The organism is Alkalibacterium kapii (assembly GCF_007988865.1).
Classification (GTDB): Bacteria; Bacillota; Bacilli; order Lactobacillales; family Carnobacteriaceae_A; genus Alkalibacterium; species Alkalibacterium kapii.
The window spans coordinates 1-23,499 of record NZ_BJUY01000012.1 but is presented as its reverse complement, the minus strand read 5'-3'; the positions used below and the strand labels follow the sequence as shown (position 1 = coordinate 23,499).

General features: G+C 37.2%; 20 protein-coding genes and 1 other RNA gene. 5 read left to right on the top strand and 16 right to left on the bottom strand.

All coding sequences use genetic code 11. From position 1 onward, the window contains the following. Nucleotides 1-12 precede the first annotated feature (12 nt). The 11 genes from AKA01nite_RS05540 to AKA01nite_RS05490 all read right to left on the bottom strand — a co-directional run bounded on the left by AKA01nite_RS05540 (nucleotide 13) and on the right by AKA01nite_RS05490 (nucleotide 10,383). Entirely contained in the window at nucleotides 13-651 is a 639-nt protein-coding gene (locus AKA01nite_RS05540) for a response regulator transcription factor (protein ID WP_146924326.1), read from the bottom strand. Nucleotides 652-655: 4 nt separating this feature from the next. Beyond that, the gene (locus AKA01nite_RS05535) at nucleotides 656-1,708 is read right to left on the bottom strand and encodes a sensor histidine kinase (RefSeq protein ID WP_186805109.1); all 1,053 of its coding nucleotides are present in this window, start codon (nucleotides 1,706-1,708) and stop codon (nucleotides 656-658) included. Beyond that, on the bottom strand, nucleotides 1,705-2,439 hold the full coding sequence (gene liaF, locus AKA01nite_RS05530) for a cell wall-active antibiotics response protein LiaF (protein ID WP_146924325.1): 735 nt from the start codon (nucleotides 2,437-2,439) through the stop codon (nucleotides 1,705-1,707). Before liaF ends, AKA01nite_RS05535 begins: the two co-directional genes overlap by 4 nt. A gap of 237 nt (nucleotides 2,440-2,676) precedes the next feature. Beyond that, nucleotides 2,677-3,150 (bottom strand): transcription elongation factor GreA, encoded by a 474-nt coding sequence (gene greA, locus AKA01nite_RS05525; protein WP_146924348.1) that lies wholly within the window; start codon nucleotides 3,148-3,150, stop codon nucleotides 2,677-2,679. Between the two features lie 142 nt (nucleotides 3,151-3,292). After that, on the bottom strand, nucleotides 3,293-3,937 hold the full coding sequence (udk, locus tag AKA01nite_RS05520; RefSeq protein ID WP_146924324.1) for a uridine kinase: 645 nt from the start codon (nucleotides 3,935-3,937) through the stop codon (nucleotides 3,293-3,295). Nucleotides 3,938-4,021: 84 nt separating this feature from the next. Next, nucleotides 4,022-5,107, bottom strand: a complete 1,086-nt coding sequence (gene mltG, locus AKA01nite_RS05515; protein WP_146924323.1) for an endolytic transglycosylase MltG — start codon at nucleotides 5,105-5,107, stop codon at nucleotides 4,022-4,024. Nucleotides 5,108-5,342: 235 nt separating this feature from the next. Beyond that, on the bottom strand, nucleotides 5,343-5,645 hold the full coding sequence (locus AKA01nite_RS05510) for a DUF1292 domain-containing protein (protein ID WP_146924322.1): 303 nt from the start codon (nucleotides 5,643-5,645) through the stop codon (nucleotides 5,343-5,345). Further along, nucleotides 5,635-6,084 (bottom strand): Holliday junction resolvase RuvX, encoded by a 450-nt coding sequence (gene ruvX / locus AKA01nite_RS05505; RefSeq protein ID WP_146924321.1) that lies wholly within the window; start codon nucleotides 6,082-6,084, stop codon nucleotides 5,635-5,637. The genes AKA01nite_RS05510 and ruvX overlap by 11 nt, the downstream gene beginning before the upstream one ends. A gap of 1 nt (nucleotide 6,085) precedes the next feature. Continuing rightward, complete coding sequence (locus AKA01nite_RS05500) at nucleotides 6,086-6,343, bottom strand: IreB family regulatory phosphoprotein (protein ID WP_146924320.1); 258 nt, start codon at nucleotides 6,341-6,343, stop codon at nucleotides 6,086-6,088. A gap of 154 nt (nucleotides 6,344-6,497) precedes the next feature. Next, nucleotides 6,498-9,140, bottom strand: coding sequence for an alanine--tRNA ligase (alaS, locus tag AKA01nite_RS05495; RefSeq protein ID WP_146924319.1), 2,643 nt, complete (start codon nucleotides 9,138-9,140; stop codon nucleotides 6,498-6,500). A 349-nt stretch (nucleotides 9,141-9,489) separates the two neighbouring features. Further along, entirely contained in the window at nucleotides 9,490-10,383 is an 894-nt protein-coding gene (locus tag AKA01nite_RS05490; RefSeq protein ID WP_146924318.1) for a YitT family protein, read from the bottom strand. A gap of 154 nt (nucleotides 10,384-10,537) precedes the next feature. Between AKA01nite_RS05490 and AKA01nite_RS05485 the strand changes: the two genes are divergently transcribed. Further along, nucleotides 10,538-11,452 (top strand): diacylglycerol/lipid kinase family protein, encoded by a 915-nt coding sequence (locus tag AKA01nite_RS05485; RefSeq protein ID WP_146924317.1) that lies wholly within the window; start codon nucleotides 10,538-10,540, stop codon nucleotides 11,450-11,452. Between the two features lie 34 nt (nucleotides 11,453-11,486). On the opposite strand, the gene recD2 is transcribed toward AKA01nite_RS05485, so the two are convergent. The 3 genes from recD2 to AKA01nite_RS05470 all read right to left on the bottom strand — a co-directional run bounded on the left by recD2 (nucleotide 11,487) and on the right by AKA01nite_RS05470 (nucleotide 15,898). Beyond that, the gene (recD2, locus tag AKA01nite_RS05480) at nucleotides 11,487-13,841 is read right to left on the bottom strand and encodes an SF1B family DNA helicase RecD2 (RefSeq protein ID WP_146924347.1); all 2,355 of its coding nucleotides are present in this window, start codon (nucleotides 13,839-13,841) and stop codon (nucleotides 11,487-11,489) included. 253 nt (nucleotides 13,842-14,094) lie between these two features. Beyond that, nucleotides 14,095-15,216: a tRNA 2-thiouridine(34) synthase MnmA gene (mnmA, locus tag AKA01nite_RS05475; protein WP_146924316.1), complete on the bottom strand. Its 1,122-nt coding sequence runs from the start codon at nucleotides 15,214-15,216 to the stop codon at nucleotides 14,095-14,097. Nucleotides 15,217-15,556: 340 nt separating this feature from the next. After that, nucleotides 15,557-15,898 carry a hypothetical protein gene (locus tag AKA01nite_RS05470; RefSeq protein WP_146924315.1) on the bottom strand — a complete coding sequence of 114 codons (342 nt, stop codon included), beginning with the start codon at nucleotides 15,896-15,898 and terminating at the stop codon, nucleotides 15,557-15,559. Nucleotides 15,899-16,203: 305 nt separating this feature from the next. On the opposite strand from AKA01nite_RS05470, the gene AKA01nite_RS05465 reads away from it, so the two are divergent. Next, on the top strand, nucleotides 16,204-17,412 hold the full coding sequence (locus AKA01nite_RS05465; RefSeq protein WP_146924314.1) for an IS110 family RNA-guided transposase: 1,209 nt from the start codon (nucleotides 16,204-16,206) through the stop codon (nucleotides 17,410-17,412). A gap of 155 nt (nucleotides 17,413-17,567) precedes the next feature. Here the strand turns inward: AKA01nite_RS05465 and AKA01nite_RS05460 are convergent, their stop codons facing one another. Continuing rightward, on the bottom strand, nucleotides 17,568-18,722 hold the full coding sequence (locus tag AKA01nite_RS05460) for a cysteine desulfurase family protein (protein ID WP_146924313.1): 1,155 nt from the start codon (nucleotides 18,720-18,722) through the stop codon (nucleotides 17,568-17,570). A 17-nt stretch (nucleotides 18,723-18,739) separates the two neighbouring features. Then, on the bottom strand, nucleotides 18,740-21,007 hold the full coding sequence (gene gshAB, locus AKA01nite_RS05455) for a bifunctional glutamate--cysteine ligase GshA/glutathione synthetase GshB (protein WP_146924312.1): 2,268 nt from the start codon (nucleotides 21,005-21,007) through the stop codon (nucleotides 18,740-18,742). A gap of 182 nt (nucleotides 21,008-21,189) precedes the next feature. Between gshAB and AKA01nite_RS05450 the strand changes: the two genes are divergently transcribed. The 3 genes from AKA01nite_RS05450 to AKA01nite_RS05440 all read left to right on the top strand — a co-directional run bounded on the left by AKA01nite_RS05450 (nucleotide 21,190) and on the right by AKA01nite_RS05440 (nucleotide 23,291). After that, nucleotides 21,190-22,455 carry a replication-associated recombination protein A gene (locus AKA01nite_RS05450; RefSeq protein ID WP_146924311.1) on the top strand — a complete coding sequence of 422 codons (1,266 nt, stop codon included), beginning with the start codon at nucleotides 21,190-21,192 and terminating at the stop codon, nucleotides 22,453-22,455. Nucleotides 22,456-22,519: 64 nt separating this feature from the next. Further along, nucleotides 22,520-22,708: non-coding RNA, 6S RNA (gene ssrS, locus AKA01nite_RS05445), on the top strand. A gap of 115 nt (nucleotides 22,709-22,823) precedes the next feature. Continuing rightward, nucleotides 22,824-23,291 carry a universal stress protein gene (locus AKA01nite_RS05440; RefSeq protein ID WP_146924310.1) on the top strand — a complete coding sequence of 156 codons (468 nt, stop codon included), beginning with the start codon at nucleotides 22,824-22,826 and terminating at the stop codon, nucleotides 23,289-23,291. The last annotated feature ends 208 nt before the right edge of the window (nucleotides 23,292-23,499 follow it).

The following is a 23,499-nucleotide window of genomic DNA, read 5'->3' as shown; positions in this document are numbered from 1 at the left end:
TTTACTTTACTTTCATTGATTCTCTACGATATCATGCCTGAAAGCATAAATAGCTACTTGGGTGCGATCTTCTACTTCCAGCTTGGATAAAATATTGGATACATGCGTTTTTACAGTCTTTAAAGTGATAAAGAGTTCATCTGCAATATCCTGATTCGTATAGCCTTTAGCGATGAGCTGAACGACATCATTTTCACGGCTCGTGAGTCTATCATGTAAAAACACTGAGTTTTTTTCGATTCTTTTTTCTTCAAGTATATTCGATACTTCATCCTCTATATAATTATGACCATTGTATGTTTCTCTAACAGCTTCGGCTATTTCTGTTGCTGTAGATGTTTTCAGTATATAACCACAAGCTCCTGCTTCCATAGCTGGATATACTTTCTCATCATCGATAAAACTTGTCAAAATAATTATTTTGGCTTCAGGCCATTTTTTCATTATTTCAATCGTGGCTTCTGTGCCATCCATCACTTCCATGACCAGATCCATCAAAATAATATCCGGTTTTGTTTCTAGTGCTAATGTTACACTATCCTTTCCGTCTGCAGCTTCTGCTACAACCTGGAAATCTTTCTGAATTGAAAAAAAAGATGATAAACCTAAGCGCACCATTTCATGGTCATCCACCAGCATCAATCGTATCATGCAATCACTCTCCTAATATTAAAGGTACATTTATTTCTATACGGGTTCCAAAGTCTGGGAGTGACACAACATTGACACTTCCACCCATGCCTTCTATTCTCTCTTTTATGTTATGTAAGCCATAACTGCCTGACTTTTGATCATTGACATTAAAACCAACACCATCATCATTAACTCTCAATTGAATCATATTTTTATTTTGTGTTAAATATACTTCTAAAACTTTTGCTTTTGCATGTCTCAACACATTTGACAGCAACTCCTGTACTATACGGAAAAAATGATCCTCCATAATGATTGGCATTGTCGTTTTTTCAATCTCATAATGGATCTCCACATCAATTTTAGATGTTAATTCCTTAAGAAGGTTCTCTATCCCCTGTTTTAAAGATTTGCCATCCAATTGAACCGGTCTCAGGTGTAAAAGCAGCGCCCGCATTTCAGTTTGAGAAGCATTGATTGTTTCTTCTACCATCTTTAATTGGTTCGCTAAGGATTCTGGGATATCTTCGACTTGCTGATTAACAGCGGATAACATCATTGATGCAGCAAATAACTGCTGAGATACAGAATCATGTAACTCTCTTGCGATACGTTTACGTTCATTCTCAAGTATATCGTTTTTTGTTTCTTCATTAAGTATTTTATCTTCTTCAGCATTTTTCAATGCTTCATCAGCCATGAACATCAGTTTTTCATGCAGTTTCAAAAACTGACGATCAATATCTTCATTGATTTGAAGGGGTGTATCTAAAGAGTACATGTCAAGAAAAATAGAAGCTGAATAATGTCCTTGGCTCATCATTCTCAGGCCTTCTTCTACTTTTCTCAGTTTTTTTTTCTCAAAAGTCCTCAAATATGTCAGCGTTATTACAGCTAGAACAAAAGAGAACAAAATGAGAAAAAAGAGCAAAGGAATACCAATGATATCAGTCTCATATAAAGCAAAGAGCGCTTTTTCTGGAGATAAAGACAGTAAAATCAAAGCTGTAATGAATAAAAACATAAAAAGAAATAATAGAAAAAACTTGATTAATTGAGAAAAGGTATTTTTCATAAATAAACTACCTCAATTTCTCCTATAACTGTGCTGCAGACGACTTTTATTTTTCGCAAAGCAGTGTCATAGTTTTCTGTTTGCCATTTTACAGTCTCATTCTTCAAATCAAAGACTTCCCCATCAATAATAAGTTTTCCTAATATAATATTGACGTTGAGCGACAGTGCAACATCTTTAGGTATAAAGAGCTTGGTGTCTCCGAATCCTTTTCTAACCATGAGAATATTTTCTTTTATTGGTAGAATAGTATTTCCTAAATCGAAAAAGGTATCCCCTATTAATTTCTGATGATTATGATCTTCCCATTTGAAAATATCTTTTCCTACGGCGTCATCACCAAGCCATTTATTACGATACAACTTTAATTCAGTTTTTTCAACTTCGCTCCACTGTATTGAAATATATTCTTTATCACGCCAATATTGTTTTTTTCGAAAGAATGGGTCACGGACAGTATCAAGCAGCTTTTCATCTGAACTTAATTGAAAGAGCAGAAACAGTAAAAGCAATATCCAAAAAGCACTGGTAAAAATAAATGAACTAATAAAGAATACAAGACTTATCCAAAAGTATTTTATATGTTTTTGTTTATCTTTAGAAGTATTATATAAACTGAAGAATAACAGAGCTAACAAAAGAAATATGAAAAAAATCGGATTATGAACGATTTGATATAATAGCCATATGAATAGTACTGTTAGTACAGCTTTAAAAGCATAGTTACTCATTCTCTCTCTCCTTTACTCAACCTATCACAATTATATAGAAATCAAGACAAAATAGCATCACTTCTATTGAAAATAGGTCTTAAGTCTGATTAAAAATCATCTTTAAAAGTTAACACTTAAAAAAGAGTTAAAAAGGTTATAAAACTTACAACCTTTTTAACTCTTTTACACCACTTTAAAGATAGATCACAAGAAAATCCTTTATGTGCATATTACTGATTACTTTCAGCTTTTCATTTATACCACTTTAGTGATTTCCACTGACATTGTCCCACCAGGTGTTTCTATATCTACTTTATCTCCAACTTTTTTACCTAAAAGCGCTTGAGCTATCGGTGATTCATTTGAAATTTTACCTGAAAAAGGATCAGCTTCGGCTTTACCTACTATCGCGTATTCTTCAAGGATACCGTCAGGCAGCTCTTTAAATATAACCGTACGGCCTAAAGTGACCTCGCCCTCTTTTGATTTAGAACTGTCAATGATTTCAGCGTTCTGAAGCATATTTTCTAATGTACTTATACGTCCTTCGATAAAGGCCTGCTCATCTTTGGCTGACTCATATTCTGAGTTCTCTGATAAATCGCCAAATCCTCTCGCAATTTTAATGCGCTCAACAACTTCTTTTCTTTTTACAGTTTTTAATTCTTTCAATTCATTTTCCAATTTTTCTTTTCCTTGAATCGTCATTGGATAAACTTTTTCTGTCACCACTTCTACTCACCTCATAAAATTCTTTAGTAATGTAAAATTTTGTATATCATTAGATTTTTTACTCACTAATTATTCAATGCAATTAAGATACCACGAACATTAAAGCTTGTAAAGCGTTTTTATAAATTAAAGATTTACTTTACAAAGAGCGTTCCTGAAAGATGGTATGTATTTTCGTGGTCATTAAATCAATGGCTACTTGATTTCTTCCGCCTTCAGGAATAATAATATCAGCATATTTTTTTGTAGGTTCAATAAACTGAGTATGCATTGGTTTTACCACCGTCAGATATTGTTCAATGACATTATCTAGTGTTCTGCCACGTTCTTCAATGTCACGCTTGATGCGGCGTATAATTCTGATGTCATCATCCGTATCGACATAGACTTTGATATCCATCAAATCTCTCAACCTGGCATCTTCAAGAATTAAAATACCCTCCAGTATAATGACTTCTTTCGGTTCTTGTACAACTGTTTCTTCACTCCGTGTGTGACGGGTATAGTCATATACGGGCTTATTGATTTTTTTATAATTCAACAAGTCATGTAGATGTTCTATAATCAATTCTGTGTCAAAGGCAAAAGGATGGTCGTAGTTCGTCTTTAAACGTTCTTCAAAACTTAAATGATCCTGGTTTTTATAGTAAGAGTCCTGTTCGAGCATCATGATTGATTTCCCTGGAAAATAATTATAAATGGCCTGGCTGACGCTTGTTTTTCCGCTTCCCGAACCACCCGTTACTCCGATAACGATCGGCTTGTTTTTCTGATTTTTATTCATTACACTACTCCTTCTTTCTTTAACTACCGGCTTATTTATCTGAACAAAAGCACTGAGCCGATAAAGACTCAATGCTTTTATTTACTATTTCAAATATTTATTTTTATATTCCAGGTGCTGTTCGTAGGTTTCTGAAAAATAGACTTCTCTTGTTGATAGATCAGCGAGGAAGTACATATAATCAGTTTCAGCTGGATAAAGTGTAGCTAATATGGCATCCTCAGATGGATTATTAACTGGCCCCGGTCCAAGTCCTCTGTATTCATACAGGTTATAAGGAGAATCAACATCTAAATCATCATAAGTTATTCTTTCCTGGTGCTCGCCTAGAGCGTAAGTAACACTTACATCGGTTTGGAGCGGCATTCCCTCATTCAGCCGATTATAAAAGACACCTGCGATTTTCTCCCGGTCTTCATAGGTTATCCCTTCACGTTCCACAAAAGAAGCCAAGGTCAAAATATTGTGCACCGTTGTTTCTTTATTTTCTATTTCCGTATAATGTTCATTCAAGACCTGATCCATACGATCGATCATTTGAGTGATTAGTCCATCTAATGATGTGTCATCTAAGAATTCATAGGTAGCAGGATAAAGATATCCTTCCAGTGTGTACAAAGTGTCATCTTTGACTTCCATAGCCTTGTCAAGAAGTTCTGGATATTCTTCCGCCTTTGCTTCTAGAAAATCATCGCTTTCGATTAGCTCAAAGAAATCATCCACTGAATAATCGGTCTGCTGTTCAATAACGATTGCGACTTGCTCCACCGTGAATCCTTCAGGTATCGTCAGCTTTCCTGCTGACTCTTCCATGATCGGTGTGCCCCCCTCTTGAAGCTGGGTTACAATCTCCTCTGTAGACATTGAAGGGGAAAACAGATAATATCCTGCCTGAAACCCTTCTTCACCGGAAAATCTTAAATGGTAGTTGAAGACAAAGGCACTCTTTATAATGTCATTTTCTTCAAGAATACGTGCAATATCTGTGCGTGATGAGCCGATGGGGATTTCTATCGGAACATCAGTATTGCTTTCTGGATCCAAAGGTTCCAGTGACGAAGTATAATATTTATATCCCGATACAAAAAGTACGATAATCAGGATAATTAAAATTGAGACAATACTTAATACAATTTTTCTGACCGTTTTTGTTGAATTTTTATCAGGCACGAATGTTCCATCCTTTTTTATTTAGATCATTATCTTAGTCATTATACACAATATAATAAGTTTAGAAAAGCTAATTCTATTTTCAATTCACTTTTTCCGTTTCCTTTCACTCACTGAAAAAATAATAACTAAGATCGCTGCACGAAAAAAGATGGATAGTCGTGGGGCTTTCATATAAGACTCTTAATGAAAGTGACTCACCATATAATATCCATCTTTCTGACCGATGTTTTAGTTATTCTTCTTCTTCGCTGATAAAAGTATTCAACACTTCTTCGACCATTTCCCATTCTTCATCTGAATCAATGGAACTTAGGGTGCCTTCCAGGCCACCTTCTGACTCTTTATAGGAGAATGCAGACAATTCAACCTCATCGCCTTCGCCAGTTCCAGCTGGATATACCAGCACATATGATTTATCAAAATCTTCTGACTCAAATGTAAAAAGGATTTCGTATAATTCTTCATTGCCCTCTTCATCTATAATAGTAATGTGTTCGTGATCGTGGTCATGCTCGTGTGTGTGATCATTGGTCACAATTAATTCCTCCTTTATTATTCGCTTGCTGATCCAAATAATTTTGTAATATCATTACAGCAGCGAGTTTATCGATAACTTTTTTTCTTTTTCTTCGTGACGTGTTCCCCTCTTCGATCAACATTCGATTAGCCTGCATAGTAGTTAATCGCTCATCAACATACACTACAGGCAAATCAAAGCGTTCTTCGATTTTATTTCCATATTCCATTGAGATTTCCGCACGTTCCCCGATCGAGCCGTCCATATTCTTAGGTAAGCCCACAACGAAAGAATCGACTTCATATTCTTTGATAAGTTCATCTATGCGATCCAAACCAAATTCTTCTTTGGATTCATTTATTTTTATCGTTTCTATTCCCTGTGCGGTCCAGCCGAAGTAATCACTGACCGCTACGCCTACAGTTTTAGAACCGACATCCAGGCCCATTATCCGCATCTTATTTTTTTGTCTCGATATATCGTGTCACAAGTTCATCCAGCACTTCATCTCGTTCATGACGTTTGATTAAATTACGAGCATCGTTATGCCTTGGTATATAAGCTGGATCTCCTGATAAAAGGTAACCGACTATTTGATTGATGGGATTATATCCTTTTTCCTCCAACGCTTTATAGACAAGTCTCAATGTTTCTTCTACATCGTGTTCTTCCACATTATCTACACTAAATCGAACAGTATGATCATTTGAAGTCATCTGATTTTCCCTCCGTCTTTTAATATGAACAAATATATTACTTACTCTATTCATTATTAATTCCATTGTAACCATTTTACTAGAAATCAAATCAAAGTACAATGTGTCCAGGAAGACTTCCTAGAATAACTATATTTATTTGACAGGTTATCGTTTAAAGAGTTGCTTCTATCCATGTTGATACAGACTGCAGAGCTTTCTCAAGTCCTTCAGGATTCTTTCCTCCCGCTTGAGCAAAATCATCGCGACCGCCTCCGCCACCTTTTATATATGGTGAAATTGTTTTGATCAAATCTTTCGCTTTCAAATTATTCTGGGTTGCTTTTTCAGTCAATGCGGCAATCAGATTCACTTTACCTTCGTTTCTAAGACCAAGAACCAATATATCTGAGTAATCGTTCTGTTTCCATTTATCGGCCAGTTTTCGCAGTTGATTCATATCTTTGGCTTTAATTTCTTCAGCAATAACTGTGAAGCCTTCAACTGTTGAAATATTTTTGAAGGTATCTTCCGCTTGAGCTTCAGCTAGTTTGGCAGACAGTGACTCATTCATTTGATTGATATCTTTCAGTTCCTTCTGCAGACCTTCCACTTTGACCGGCAGCTCATTCAATGACTGCAGTTTCATTAATTTCGTCGTTTGGTTCAAAACGCTCAACTGTTCATCGATCCATTGATAAGCTCCTTGACTCGTCCGAGCAATGATGCGGCGCGTCCCTGCACCTATCCCTGATTCAGATAAAATCTTGAATAATCCGATCTCAGAAGTGGTTTTGACATGTGTCCCGCCACATAATTCTTTGGAATAATCATTTATTGAAATGACACGAACATGCTTGCCATATTTTTCCCCGAACAAAGCGATCGCACCCATCTCTTTAGCCTTGTCTATGGTGGTTTCCACCGTTTCTACGCTAATATTTTCCAGTATTTTCTGATTGACTTGCTTTTCCATTTCTTTCAGTTCTTTTTCAGTGACTTGATTGAAATGTGTAAAGTCAAACCTCAGCTGGCTGTCTTCTACTAATGAGCCTGCCTGATTGACATGACTGCCAAGAATATCTTTTAAAGCCTGATGCAACAAGTGAGTGGCTGTGTGATTACGCTCAATAAGTCTCCTCCTATGCTTATCTATGATAAGGTGGTATGTGTTGTTATTGTGTAATTTATTTCTGACTTTAACTTCATGTATGGGTTGCCCCTCTGGTCCTGACTTGACATTTAATACTTCAGCCATGACATTATTATCTTTATCCAGAACAAGGCCCGTATCCCCCACCTGTCCTCCTTTTTCAGCGTAGAAAGGACTTTCGTTGAATATAAGTCGAACAGCTTCTCCTGGCTCAGCTTCTTCGACGAACGCATCATTTTTAATCAATTTAATCAGTTCACTTGATGCCTCATCGTGATCATAACCGATAAACGCACTATCCACAGATACTTCACTCAACAATGAAGATTGAACCGCCATAGAATTTTCAGCTTGTCGTGCAGAACGGGCACGTTCCCGCTGTTTTTGCATTTCTACCTCAAACTCTGTGTAATTTATAGTAATGTCTTCTTCTTCAACGACTTCCTCTGTTAACTCTAAAGGAAAACCATAGGTATCATATAATTGAAAAACATCCTTACCTGAGATTTCTGATTGTCCATTTGCTTTTAACTCTTCTACGATCTCTTTCACCTTATTCAATCCGTCTGAGAGCGTTTCGTGGAATCTTTTTTCCTCACTCAAGATGACTTTTTCAATGAGGTTACTGTTTTCACTTACCTCTGGATAATAAACCCCCATGATTTCCACTACAACAGGAACTAATTGAGTCAAAAATGGTTTTTCAATTGATAATCTTCTGCCGTGCATAACACTTCTTCTAAGCAATCGTCTTAAAACATAGCCACGCCCTTCATTTGAAGGTAACGCACCATCACTGATAGCAAAAACCAGTGTCCGGATGTGATCAGCAATGACTTTGAAACTGACTTTATTCTTCTCTTTTTCATAATTTTTTCCGGATAATTTTTCTACTTTATGAATGATCGGCATGAAAAGGTCTGTTTCAAAATTCGTTGGAGCATTTTGCATAACTGAAACGATACGTTCAAGTCCCATCCCCGTATCAATATTTTTGTTAGGTAAAGGAGCGTACGTATCATCTGCTTTATGATTGAATTCTGAAAAAACCAGATTCCATATTTCAAGCCAGCGTTCATTCTCCCCGCCCGGATAATTTTCCTCATGGCCTTCCGGAAGATTACTGAATGCTTCTCCTCTATCAAAAAATATTTCCGTATCCGGGCCACATGGACCTTCTCCTATATCCCAGAAGTTTCCTTCTTCTTGAATAAGATGTGATTCAGCCACCCCAATTTTATCTCGCCAGATCGAATATGTTTCTACATCTTCAGGATAGACTGTGATATAAAGCTTTTTGGGATCCAGTGCCAGCCATTTTTCTCCTGTTAAAAATTCCCATGCCCATTCGATTGCTTCTTCTTTAAAATAATCTCCGATCGAAAAGTTACCCAGCATTTCAAATAATGTGTGATGTCTTGCTGTTACGCCGACGTTTTCAATATCATTCGTTCGAATACTCTTTTGAGAACTGGCAATTCTTGGGTTCTCTGGCTTAACAGATCCGTCAAAATATTTTTTCATTGTAGCTACCCCAGAGTTTATCCAAAGTAATGTCGGATCCTCAACTGGAACGAGCGAGGCGCTTTTTTCAATGTGATGACCTTTTTCTTTGAAAAAATCTAGAAATAGTTGCCTTAATTCTGAACTTGATAATTTTTTCATTTTTAATTTCTCCTTTTAAATAAACAGTAATACAAAAAAACTGAATAAATCACTACAGACAAGGACGAGTAGTCGCGGTACCACCTTGTTTGCAATAACTTATTCAGTCAGTCATTACCTCTTTAGACTTGTTAACGCCAAGTAACGTTATACTTTCGTATAAAGGTTTTAAAGGTAGCACTAAAGTGTAGGATATTCTTTCACCATGTGAATATCTCTCTTTATTCACGCTTTAGCATGTCCTTTTATGAATGATAAAATTATAGCGCAAACCAGTTGAATAGTCAATGTTTTATACACCCCACTGATCAGAACTGCTTAAAAAGCTTCAACGATAATCGATTTGATTTTACTTTTCATCTGTCCATTCTGTTTCATTTACTGGAAAATATTTGTGCAGTGAAAAGCCGCGCCCCAGTACTTCACTCGCTGGCATAGCAACAACAAAAGCATCTGCATCTGCTTTGAGTACCACTTCTTTGAGTAAAGTGAATTCTCTTTCTTGTATAACCGCCATAAGCATATCTTTATCCGAATTCCCATAACCTCCGCGGATACCTAAGTTCGTCACACCACGTTCCATTGAATGTAAAATTTCGTCTCTGATATCTCCGGGGTTGTCGGATATAATGAAAACATTTTTATTCCGGTTGAATCCAAGCTGTACTAAGTCGATGGTTCGAGAAACTATGTACAATGCGATCATTGAGAACATTACAGTTTCAGCATCAAATACAAGCAAAGCAACTAAAATGACGACTCCATCTACTAATAATGTACTGATCCCAAGAGGAAGGTGTAAATACTGATAGAGGACTTGTATAAGGATACTTGTTCCTCCTGTGGATGATTTAGCTCGAAAAACGATTCCGATACCTAATCCTGTCACTCCCCCACCAAATATTGCAGCCAGCAGCGGTTCTTTTGTAACTGGATCCCAGTCACCGATAAAACTCAGGAAAAAAGGCAGAAGCAGGCTGCTTAATATCGTTTTATACCCTGCTTCTTTTCCTAATGCCACAAAGCAAAAAATCAGCAGTGGAATATTCAGTCCATACTGAAAAAATGCAGGATCCCATCCAAAAACGGCATTGGCTGATACAGACAGACCTGTTACACCTCCTGATACGATATTATTGGGTAAGAGAAATACCTGGAATGAAACTGCCGCTAAAAATGAGCCAAAAATAATATAGACATAATCAACCAAACTCAGTGTGTACTTTTTTGCTATGCGTAACATTTAACTCCTCCTTTAAATCATTTAACTCGAGCTATTCTAACATTTTGAGTATCAAATTTACAAGCGCTCATTCAATATATTTAATTCTTCCATACTTTCTTTTGAAGCTGTATTTCAAGTATACTAATGTTATTAAAATAAGTTTGGTGATTATATGACTAATAGACACTTGATTTTTATCGTTAATGAATTTTCCGGAAGTGGAAAAAAAACAGTATCCACATTACATAAGTCGATGCAAAATTTTGATTGCACTTATGAGATACACCCAACCAGTCATTCGAAACATGCAATTCTATTGACAGAGGATTTAGCGAAAAACAAGAAGGCAGAAAGCCTCATTGTTGCTGTGGGAGGCGATGGAACTTTGAATGAAGTTTTGGAGGGATTATTAGAAACCGAAACCACACATCCGATCCCACTTGCTTATATACCGACTGGTTCAGGAAACGACTTCGCTCGCTCGTTGAAGTTGCCGCTCACATTCAAAGATTCTATCCATAATATATTGAAAACAAAAGAACCTACGCTACTTGATGTGATTACAGAGACAGCAAATCAAAAAACCATCGTAGCCGTAAACAGTATCGGTTTTGGACTAGATGGTATGGTGATGAATAAATTAGGAAAGAATAAAAATAAACAGATCATTGGAAAATCATCTTATCTTTTGTCTATTTTATCTGCTTATTTTTCTCAAAAAGCTTTCCCCCTTAAACTGAAAACACCTGATCAGACCTATGTCTATGGACAGACATTACTTGTTGTCTGTACGAATAACAAATTTTTCGGTGGTGGAATTTCAATTCATCCAGAGGCTGATCCGTCAGATGGGTTCATCGATTTGATCATAGCTGAAAAAGTAACCATCTGGGAATTATTTACTATTTTGTTCTCTTTGTTCACCACTAAAAAACATTTAGAACATAAAAAGCTGCACAGCCACCGAATAACAGCTTGTGATCTAGTGATCTATACTCCTCAGTATGGTCAATACGATGGCGAACTTATTGACAAGGATGTACATAAGCTTTCCTTCAAATTGACCACACATCCTTTTTGGATTTAATTTCTAAAATATATGCAGCTGTGTGTCCGCTTTTTCAAGGCTTAACACCTTTCATGCCGATCATAGGATCCACAGAGTGAGCATCAACGTCTGAAGGAGTCAAAATATATTTCGTCTTTGCTTTATTCTTTATGCTGACTTCTTTTTCTTCTGAGTGCGTTCCCAATCGTCTGGCCAAAGATGTTTGCCGCTCTGTCGTGTTTTCTGAAATACTCTTTGAAAATGCTTCTTGCTGCCCACACAGCAATAAGGTTTGACTGGCACGGGTAAGTGCTGTATAGATAATGTCTTTTTTCAGCATTCTTCCATATCCATATACTACAGGAAGGATCACCATGGGATATTCACTACCTTGAGATTTATGAATAGAACAGCAGTAAGAAAGCGTAATTTTATTCCATTCGTTTCTCAAATAATTGACTTCACTTCCATCAAAGTCAATGATGAGTTCCTCTGTATTATTCTCAGATTCTTTTTTGGAAACGATACCCCTTATAATACCTATATCCCCATTAAAGACATTTCTTTCAGGATCGTTGATAAGTTGTAAAACTTTATCTCCTATACGATAAACCTTATCCATAAATTCTACTTCTTTCGCCTCAGGCTTTTTAGGGTTAAACAACTCTTGAAGTTTTGTGTTGAGGCGATCGATTCCCGCTTCACCTTTGTAAATTGGAGCAAGCACCTGAATATCTTGAGCTGTATAGCCTTTTTCAATTGCTTTCCCTACGAGCAGTGAGACAACGTCCACAACCTGATTGGTGTGGCAGGGGAAAAAATTACGATCTTGTTTCTTTTCAGAAAAATTGTCAGGCAGCTTCCCTTTTTTAACTTCATGTGCCAGAGACACGATCGAGGATCCGTCGTCTTGGCGGTATATTTCAGTCAGTTCTTTTTTTTCTATTTCATCACTTGAGATTAAATCTCTGAGAACTTGTCCGGGACCTACTGATGGAAGCTGATCTTTGTCTCCTACCATGATGACTTTCATATGATCGGGAATAGATTTTAGTAATTGATAAGCCAGCCAGGTATCGACCATTGACATTTCATCAATAATCAGTAGTGAACCTTTTAACTTTCTATCTGATTCCTGCAATGGCTCATCATCTGATCCCGTCAAACCCAATAGTCGATGAATGGTACTTGATGGCAGTCCAGTCGTTTCTTTCATTCGTTTAGCTGCACGACCCGTTGGAGCAGCCAGCAAAACTGGAAAAGGTTCGTTTTGATAATCAGATGTCTCTAAACTGATTTCATTTAATTCAGCATAGATAGATACGATAACTTCCAATACCGTTGTTTTGCCTGTACCCGGTCCCCCTGTCAAGATGAAAACTGGGGAGGTCAACGCCCTTACTATTGCTTCTTTTTGAGAAACCCCAAACGTAATGCCGCGACTTTTTTCAAACTTTTTTATTTTTTTATTAATTATAGACGTTTTTATTTTTTCTTTATCATTGTTTATCTTTAAACGTTCCAGTCCGTTAGCTATCCCCCATTCAGAAGCATATAAAGACGGTAAGTAAAAGCGGTTTTCATCTTTGATGATAGCTTGTGAATCAAGGAGTTCAATGATGTTTTCAGCAACAAGATCTGGATCAATAATAAAGGACCGGCTTTTTTCAAGTATCGAAAGACTGCTTTTCATTAATAAATCTGCGGCTATAAAAGTATCGCCCGTTTTGAGTATGTGTTCCTCTATCGCATAGATAATGCCTGCTTTCACTCGTTCTGGTGCATCACCTGAAATCTCCATTTCTTCAGCAATAGCATCGGCACGATTGAATCCAATCCCTTCAATTTCTTCTATTAACCGGTAAGGATCAGACTGAATCACAGTTAACGTTTCTTCCCCAAATTGTTTATATATTTTATAAGCTAGTTTATTAGTTATACCGTAATTATTTAACGCAATAATTACTTTCTGCATCCCCTGCTCTTTTTCTAATACAGAAAGGATCATTTCTTTTTTTGCTTTATTCAAGCCCTGTATACTATCCAGCACGGTTTCATCAGCAAGTATTTTATCAATGCTTGAAAGCCCCAGATTGTCCACTATTTTTTGAGCCGTTTTTTTACCTATCCCTTTAAAGCGAGGACTGGACAAGTAAGTGATGATAGCTTCTTGAGTAGAGGGTTTTTCTTTTAAGTATCTGGTAGATTGAAATTGCAGACCATATTTGGGGTGATCAGTCCATTTCCCAAAAAACTTATAGCAGTCTCCCTCTTGTATTTGACCAAACTCACCAGTAACGACCGTTTGAGATTCTTTTATATCTGTATTGGTATCGCTTATTTCTACTAGCATGACTTTATAATAATTAGAAGGACTCTTAAAAAATATTGTCATTACTTCTCCACTAATATAATTTTCAGATGCCATAATGTTTGATGTTTCCTGGTATTGCACGTCAAGCCCCCCCTTTACTCATTTTTTATTTCTCTAATAAATTCCGTTCGGTGAACGTATCACTTCCTGATTTAGTTTATCATAACAGTGCACTGAAAATGAAGAGACAAAGCAAAACCTTTATCAAATCCTGAACTATCTTATTGGCGTTGGCTTTATATGACACAGTATGTCAGTCCATAACAAATAAGAGCTACCCATTTGATGAGCAACTCTTATTCATTATTTAAATATATTGAAGCTGTTTACTTTCTTTATATGCTCGATCTATCGTGCCGCCGCCCAGACATTCTTCGCCATCATAAAAAACGATCGCTTGTCCTGGTGTGATAGCACGGGCCGGTTCATCAAATTCCACTACAGCACTATTTTCTTCTCTGTCGTAAAAAACAGTAACAGCTGCATCTTGTTGTCTGTATCGAAACTTGGCGGTACACCTGAATGAGTCAGGATACGTTTTGTTAGTTGTGAAAGAAAAGTCACTCGCCTCTAGATGCGTTGCATAAAGATGTGGATGAGTGAACCCTTGTCCGACGATCAGCTCATTATTTTCCATATTTTTACCAATAGCGAACCAGGGTTCATTTGACTGACCTGTACCGCCAATACCTAAACCTTTTCTCTGACCGATCGTATAATACATTAACCCGTCATGACGACCCATGACTTTTCCTTCTTCAGTGACCATGTTACCCGGTTGCGCCGGCAAGTAATTCATCAGAAACTCTTTGAAATCTTTTTCTCCAATAAAACAAATACCGGTGGAATCTTTTTTATTCGCTGTTGAAAGTCCCGCTTCTTCAGCTATTTTTCTTACTTCGCTTTTATCCATTTCACCTAATGGGAACATCACCTTAGATAACTGTTCTTGAGACAGCTGGTTAAGGAAATATGTCTGATCTTTATTATTATCTACACCTCGAAGCATATGTGTCACACCAGACTCATCTCTTTTAACCCGAGCATAATGACCTGTGGCTACATAATCGGCCCCAAGACTCATTGCATACTCCAGAAATGCTTTGAATTTGATTTCTTTATTACACATGACATCCGGATTTGGTGTTCGTCCTTTTTTATATTCATCTAAAAAATACTGAAATACCTTATCCCAATATTCTTCCTCAAAATTGATCGAATAATAAGGGATACCAATTTTATTTGCCACAAGGCCGACATCTTTATAATCCTCTGTTGCTGTACAGACGCCATTTTCATCAGTGTCATCCCAGTTTTTCATAAAAACCCCGATGACATCATATCCTTGTTCTTTAAGCAGTAAAGCAGTAAGAGAAGAATCTACGCCACCACTCATACCTACGACTACTCTTGTCTCTGCATTCGACATTTTTTCACCATCGTTTCTTTAAAAATTCTGTACTTGAACGAATTGAAGGTTCGTATGTTTCCAGTCTGTACTATTATACTTCCTATAACTTATAAATCAAGGGCTATTTTCATCAGTCACCATAAACAAGGTATCTTTAATTTTTGCCTGAGACGTCTTTTGGAATCAAACTCGTACATCATTTTATATATCCTGGATCACTCCAAAGACATTTTTGGAGGAGGGAGTTTCAAAGAAAATCAAAAAAAGATCCAGAGAAAAAAGGTCAGGACTTATTATCGTCCCAACCTTTGAGTTAGTTATAGATTATTGACTCAAGAGAGATTGTATCAATAATACTTTAAACCTTTTCGAGTACTTTAGCGTCAACTAAGGACTTGATAATGCCTTCAGCAAATTCACGTTCTTCTTTTAACTGATCTGATTTATATAAATCCACTTTTTTCAAGCCATTTGAGGTGACCGCAGATAACTTCAACTCATCGATACCTTTAGAGACTACAATTTTCAATTTAGGTATACTTTTATTCTGAGTATGCAAAGAAAGTGTTCTTTCATATTGAAACGACCCATTCTTACTCTCCACAAAACCATTATCCCTCAGTGTGTATCTTTTCGCCTCTTCATGCACCTTATAATAGTCACTGCTGCCCAATAATTGATCTTTTTTATATGTCGCCAAAATTTTCTTCCTCCCTCGTATAATAAGATTAGTCTTAAATGGCTAATCTTTTTTATTATATTTGTCATTTAAGGCTGACTTAAACCTATAACTCGAATGAGTTATACTTGTTTCGTATAGATAGAGGTCGTAGGTTCCCTCCTTGAAGCTATGTCTTCCAAAAAAAGACTGACGCCTCTTCTCTACGGACAGTATATGTATGAGCTGGATAGAACAATGTTTCTGAATCTCACACGAGGATATATCGTCCCTAGAGTATAAGAGGATAACCCCTATCTAAATATTTATTAGAAAGGTTGATTCTTATGTTTTTTGTAGGTATTGACATCGGTAAACGAAATCACGAAGCAGCGATTATTGACGAACAAGGAAAGCCCATAGGTAAACCTATACGGTTTAGTAACACGAAAGCCGGCAGTGAAACGTTATTACAATTCATCAATGGCCATGATTTATTACCTGATAACGCTATGATTGGGTTAGAGGCGACTGGTCATTATTGGCTTTCTGTATTCTCTTTTCTAACCGCTTTAGAGTTTAATGTGGTTCCTTTTAATCCCATTCAATCTGATACTCTCCGTAACTTCTATATCCGCAAAACAAAAACGGATACAATTGATGCCGTGTTAATCGCACAAGTGGTTCGAATGGATCTACCCGAACAACCGTATTTGCCTTCTGAAGATATTGTTCGCTTAAAGCAATTATCCCGTTTTCGTTATAGTATCGTTGACCAAACTTCTGATCTCAAAAGAAAAGTAATTGCCTCTTTAGACCAAGTGTTTCCTGAATATGAAAAACTTTTTTCAGATATGTTTGGAAAGTCGTCGACTCAACTCTTACTTCAATCTCCTTTGCCTGAAGATTTACTAGAGATTGACGCTCAGAAGTTGATTGTCCTTCTGAACGAAACCAGCAGTGGTCGTTTAACCATAAAAAAATCAACCGAGAAAGTCCATCGTCTCAGAGAATTGGCTCAAGAATCCTTTGGAATCCGTGTCGCAACCGACGTCTACAAACTTCAAATTCAATTACTGCTTCAACAGATTCTTCTTTTAGAAGAACAATTAAAAACGATTGAAAACGAAATGGCTGAACTGGTTAACGCTCAAAACCAATATCTCACCACCATTACAGGCATTGGGCCCGTCACAGCCGCGGTAATTCTCTCCGAAGTCGGAGACATTCACCGCTTTGAACGTCCTAATCAGCTGCTTGCCTTTGCGGGATTAGATGCGTCTGTTCATCAATCCGGTGATTTCACCGGCACCAGGAACAAACTCTCAAAGCGAGGATCCCCATATCTTCGTAGAGCTATTTGGCAAGCGGCCTTCATCGCTTCTAATCGTGATCCAGCGCTATCTCTGTATTACCAAAACTTACGAAAACGCGGAAAGCATCATGGAACAGCTATTGGAGCTGTGTGTCGGAAGCTTGTCAATATCATCTTCGCGGTTTGGACAAAAGAAAAGCCCTATGAAATCCATATCAATCCTGACTTAAAAGATAATTAATTTTTTAAAACAGCCTTTTAAAGGCTTCTTTGGGTTGCCCTTTTTTAAAAATTAAATTTCTCTGTACTATCTGAATATTTATTTGGAATATTCACCTACTTATCTAACTTATTCCTTGACATCTTTATAGCTGGCTTTTATCCTTATTTATTTTATTATACTTTTTTGTTTTTCAAAAAAACAACTGCCTGTTTGATTTTATCCACTGTTTTCATTATATCTTCTTCCTTGACACCTATGCCAAAGCTTATACGTAAGGTCTCTCCTATCGCCGGATCGTCTTCACCATGCAAAGCGGTTAAAACATGACTTGGACCCACAGTCCCGGCTGAACAAGCTGATCCGGTAGAGACTGCTATATTTGCTAAATCCAAGTGAATGAGCAGCTTACTGGATGGGACACCTGTTAAATGCAGGCTTATTATATGTGCCAGACTTCCTTCGATAGAACCATTGATACTGAAGTCTACATGGTTTTCTTTCAGTTTGCTGAGCAATAATTTTTTAAAATAAAGATTTGTCGCTTTTAATTCTTCTTTATTGTCTTTTCTCAATTCAACGGCCTTTTTAAATCCAGCGATTGCCGGCAAGTTCTCTGTTCCAGCTCGCATATTTTTTTCCTGCTCTCCTCCTCTTATCAGGGGGTTCAAAGTAATGTTGTCACTTTTGTATAAAAATCCTATACCCTTAGGTCCATTGATTTTATGCGCTGATACTGACAGCAAATCGATTTCAGACGCTTTAACATCGATATCTTCAGTTCCATAGGCTTGCACGGCGTCCGTATGAAATATAATTTTGGGATCAACTTCTTTTAGATACTGGCCTATTTCTTGTATTGGCATAAGGCTGCCTATTTCATTATTTCCATACATAATAGAGACAAGAACAGTCTCTTGCCGGACGGCATTTTTTATTTGTTCAAGAGTCACTTGACCCTTTTCATTAACAGGCAGATAAGTGATATCATAACCTTGTTCACTTAAATATTTTAAAGGCTCCAGTACAGCCGGGTGTTCTATTGCTGTTGTAATGATATGATTCCCTTTAAGCTTTTCCACAGACTTCAAAATGGCTATATTGTCACTTTCTGTTCCTCCACTAGTGATAATGATTTCTTGAGATCGAGCGTGGATGCTTTCAGCAAATGTTCTGCGCGCTTCTTCTATGATTCCTCTGCTTTCACGTCCCAGCTGATGGATGCTTGACGCATTTCCAAAATGCTTCTTCATCGTTTCATACATAACTTCTATCACTTCAGGGTGCATGGGTGTTGTGGCCGCATGATCTAAATAAATCGTTTCACTCATCATTTATCCTTTCTAAATTAAGAGAGTTCGACATTGGGATATAACATTTCCAGCACTTTCATTGATAAACGCCTGCCTTTTCCTTTCTCCACATAAGCATGCATATTCATCGCTGGATTAAAGTTTGCTTCGATAACACTATAACCTTTGTTGTTTTTTGAACTGGGTCTAAAAAGTTCCGGAATGATCAGATCCAATCCGGTTACTTTAACATCCAATGTACGTGCGATTTCTTCAGCTACAACTTTGTAACTTGCGTGCATGTCATCAGTTACATCAATCGGATCTCCGCCTGTTGAAATATTTGAATTTTCCCGCAGGTACACTTTTTTATCCTTGTCTATAATACTATCAAAAGTATATCCTTGCTCTTTAAGCATCATAGCTTCCAATTCACCTATATTGATTTTAGCTAATGGTGCCCGATGCTTTTCTCCTCGGTAAGGGTGCTGATTTTTAATGTTTATTAATTCTTCAACACTGTGCTTCCCGTCACCTACAATATTAGCTGGCTCACGAAACAATACTGCTTCGACTTTTCCATTCAATACAAAAAAGCGATATTCTGACCCTTCAATGTACTCTTCAATAAGAATGCTGTCGTCTTCTTTGAAAGCAAAGTTTAACGCTTCTAAATAGTCGGCTTTTTTTGGCTTCTGTTTGAAAATAGTGATGCCTACACCGTAATTTGTTGATTTAGGTTTTATAACGAAAGCTTTCTCAGTTGCTATGTCATAATAATTTTCTGCCTCTTCCAAATCAGAAAACTCACTGCCATCAGGAACAGAAAAGTTGTTTTTTCTCAGCAGTTTTTTTGTCACTGTTTTGTTTGCCATTATCCAGTGTGAGATATAAGAATCTTTAGAAGTCATATTTCCATTTCTGACATATTCTTTTTTCCCTTTATAATCAAAAGCTAAGAACTGATCATTTGCGTCAAGGACTTCTGTTTTTATACCTAACTGTAAAGCATCAAACATCAAAAGTTGCGTACTCATTTCCATCGATTCAAAACCACTTAGTAGAAATGGTTTTTCCATAGAGAGCTGCTTGTGTTTTTTACCTAGTTCGTTTCCAAGTTCAATATACGAATAATTACTTTTCAACTTATCCATAACCTTTGCTGACAATGTTTCTTCTGGGTGATGAAATAAGTGTGTCGCTTTATCAATAGCAGGAGTGTATTCCTCATTTAAAGCTAGTTCTTGACTCGTTTCTCTTACTTTTTCAATAATCGACAGGCCTTCTTCTTTAAACTTAGAGTAACTATAAGGATTCTCAAGAGACGTTTCTGCATTCATTTCTAAGCCTCTTTTTATATCTTCGTCTCTATTATCCTCATCCATCCACACCATTGTCAGTAAAAATGCATGCACGAATAACGATTGTTCATAGGAAAAACCCATTGGATTAAATGGATTGAGGTCAAAAGACCGGAGTTCAACGTAACGTGTGCCATTATTCAACAAATGTCGAACATTTTTTCCTGTTCCTCTTAAACGAGACGATCCATAATATTCTCTTTCCTCATATAAGATCTCTTTTTCAACTAATTCTTCAATATCACGTATATAATTTTCAATGGATTCATAAGACACATTTTTACTGAATGTATTATGATAGCCGTATTTACTGTTTCTAAGGCTTCTGACCGGTCCTATTCCACTACTATCCAGTAAGGAAGGATGACTGACTGGGGAAGCCCCAAATAAATACGTCAGGATCCACTGATATCTGAAAAAGTTTCGGGACATTTTTAGATAGATATCATTTACCCATTCGCTCCTGGTCGTATCTGAGTCACTGTGTTTATTTATCAAATCAAGCAGTTCAGTTGTAAATGAAAAATTAAAGTGGACACCACTTATCATCTGTTTCTTTTTACCATATTTTTCCGCAAGTTTTTCCCGGTATCTCATTTCACTCTGATCATTTACTTTTATTATAGGTATCCAAGCTTCTTCCGGCAGAATGTTTGCCATGCTGAACGGCCACAAAAATTCATCTTCAGCAATCGTTTGATTGACCACATCATGTAATGCTTTCAACCACTCATACTGGTGCGCTAGGGTTTCTTGAGGGGGTGTGACCAGTTCGAGCTGTGCTTCACTAAAATCTGTCTGCACATAAGGATGATGGCTGCGACTCCCAAAAGCTTTCGGATGGTCAGTCATAGCCAGATTACCTTTTTCATCTGTTCTGAGGCCTTCTTTCTCGATGCCAAAATACCCTTTTTTAAAATGAGCTTCAAGATGGTTGTTTGTAATTATATTTTTTAGATTCATTTTATACTTCCTCTTATCTATTAAGCTTTCACATTAAATTATAGCATATCACAAAACACCTTTACCAACACAAATATATCTCTGTTGACCACCGATCATCGTCATCTTACATTTTATTGTCCGAAAAAGAATGCTATAATAATGTCACTCGAAATCAAGCAATTTTTATAAGGAGAATACGATTGAACAAACCATTAGCCTATCGCATGAGGCCAAAATCAATTGATACCATCGTTGGACAGGCACATCTTGTCGGAGAAAATAAAATTATCTGGAGAATGGTAAAGGCAAGACAACTTTCTTCTATGATTTTATATGGTCCACCAGGAATAGGAAAGACGAGCATAGCCAGTGCTATAGCCGGTTCCACTAAATATGCCTTCCGAACACTGAACGCAGCCACTGATAAGAAAAAAGATTTAGAAATCGTTGTGGAAGAAGCAAAAATGAGTGGGACCGTTATCTTACTGCTTGATGAGGTGCACCGACTGGATAAACCAAAACAGGACTTTTTACTCCCCCATCTTGAAAATGGACGAATCGTGCTGATTGGTGCGACGACTGAAAATCCATATATATCGATCCATCCGGCAATAAGAAGTCGGGCACAAATATTTGAATTAAAGCCTTTAACGCACAGTGATATTCAGACTGCTTTGCGTAGAGCTATAAATGATGAGGAAAATGGACTTGGTAATTTCTCTCTAACCGTAGAAGAAAATGTACTGGAATACTTTGCCAGTGCAACTCAGGGAGATTTGAGAAGCGCTTTGAATGCATTAGAATTAGCAGTAAAATCAACAGCACCTAACGAAGATGGCTCTATCGTTATTACAAAAGAAATCGCTGAAGAATGCCTACAAAAAAAATCTTTGACCCATGATAAAGATGGGGATGCCCATTACAACGCTATTTCAGCATTTCAAAAATCCATACGTGGGAGCGACGTCCACGCCGCTCTTCATTACCTGGCTCGTTTGATTGAAGCAGGAGAATTAAAAGTAATTATTCGCCGATTAATCGTCACTGCTTACGAAGACATCGGTCTAGCCAATCCAGCTGGCGTCGCCCGCGTTGTGACTGCTGCTGAAGCTGCCGAGAAAATAGGATTTCCTGAAGCGCGCATCCCTTTAGCTAATGCAGTGATCGAAATGTGCTTATCACCTAAGTCCAACAGTGCTATCAGTGCTGTAGATAGCGCATTGCAGGATGTCAGAAATGGTCTTTCCGGAGATATTCCAGCTCATCTTAAAGATGCCCACTATCAAGGAGCAAAAGAGTTGGGCAGCGGCGTCAATTATAAATATCCTCATAATCATGAAGACCATTGGATCAAGCAACAGTACCTTCCAGACAGCATAAAAAGTAAAAAGTATTACGAACCTTCAGAAACTTCTAAATTTGAAAATGCTTTAAAGAACCAACTGGCTAGATATGACAATAAATAAAATATTTGTGTTTATTGAGCACTCATCATTGACTAAATAACGGCTGAGTGATAATATAAGGATAAGAATTCTGAGGTGTACGCGATGCCTACAAACTGTGTTGACCGAACATTTTATTAAAACATTGGGATTCTAAAGGAAAAATTGCTGACATGCCTTATCACTTGGAAGTCAAATATTTTTCTGGTGAAGCCCACCTGCCAATAGCGGGTTCAACCTAACATGGCATTCAACCGGCACCATCGGATTTCTTATACTTAGATAAGTAAAGAGAGTCAGGACTTTTATGTCCCGGCTCTTTTTTATTAGGTTATTTTTCTCTTTTTCAGTATAATAGAAGTAAGATAAAAGGAAGGGTTGTGTTTGATATGTTACAAGAATATAATAAAATATTAGTAGCTATAGATGGTTCATCGCAGGCGGAAAAAGCTTTCAAGAAGGCTGTGGAAGTAGCTAAAAGAAACGATGCTGTGCTTGTTCTTGCTCATGTCATTGATACGCGGGCTTATCAGTCATTCAGTACGTTTGATGGATCGATTGCTGACAATGCTCGAGAAGAAGCAAAAAATACTTTGAACGATTACAAGGAATACGCCGAAAAAGAAGGCTTGACGCATATAAAAAAAGTCCTGGAATACGGTTCTCCTAAAATAATGATCGCAAAACAAATTCCTGAAGCAGAAGATATCGATTTGATTATGCTTGGCGCTACAGGTCTGAATGCTGTTGAACGTATATTTGTCGGCTCCGTTTCTGAATACGTTATTCGTCAAGCTGAGTGTGATGTATTGATTGTGCGCACTGATTTGACTAATAAATACACCAAAGATTCATGATAATGTAATGGTTGGGACCAGTAATTGATATGATAACTTTTTCAAGTTTGTACACCTGTATTGACAACTAAGAAAACGATAATTGTTTGTTTTACTTGAGTAACTATCATGCTCAATAGTTAACTTCGTGGTGAGTCTGCACTTTCTTGTACGAAATGTCGAACTCACCGGCCACTTGTCGTCTGAGTCTGCATTTTCCCGAGCGAAA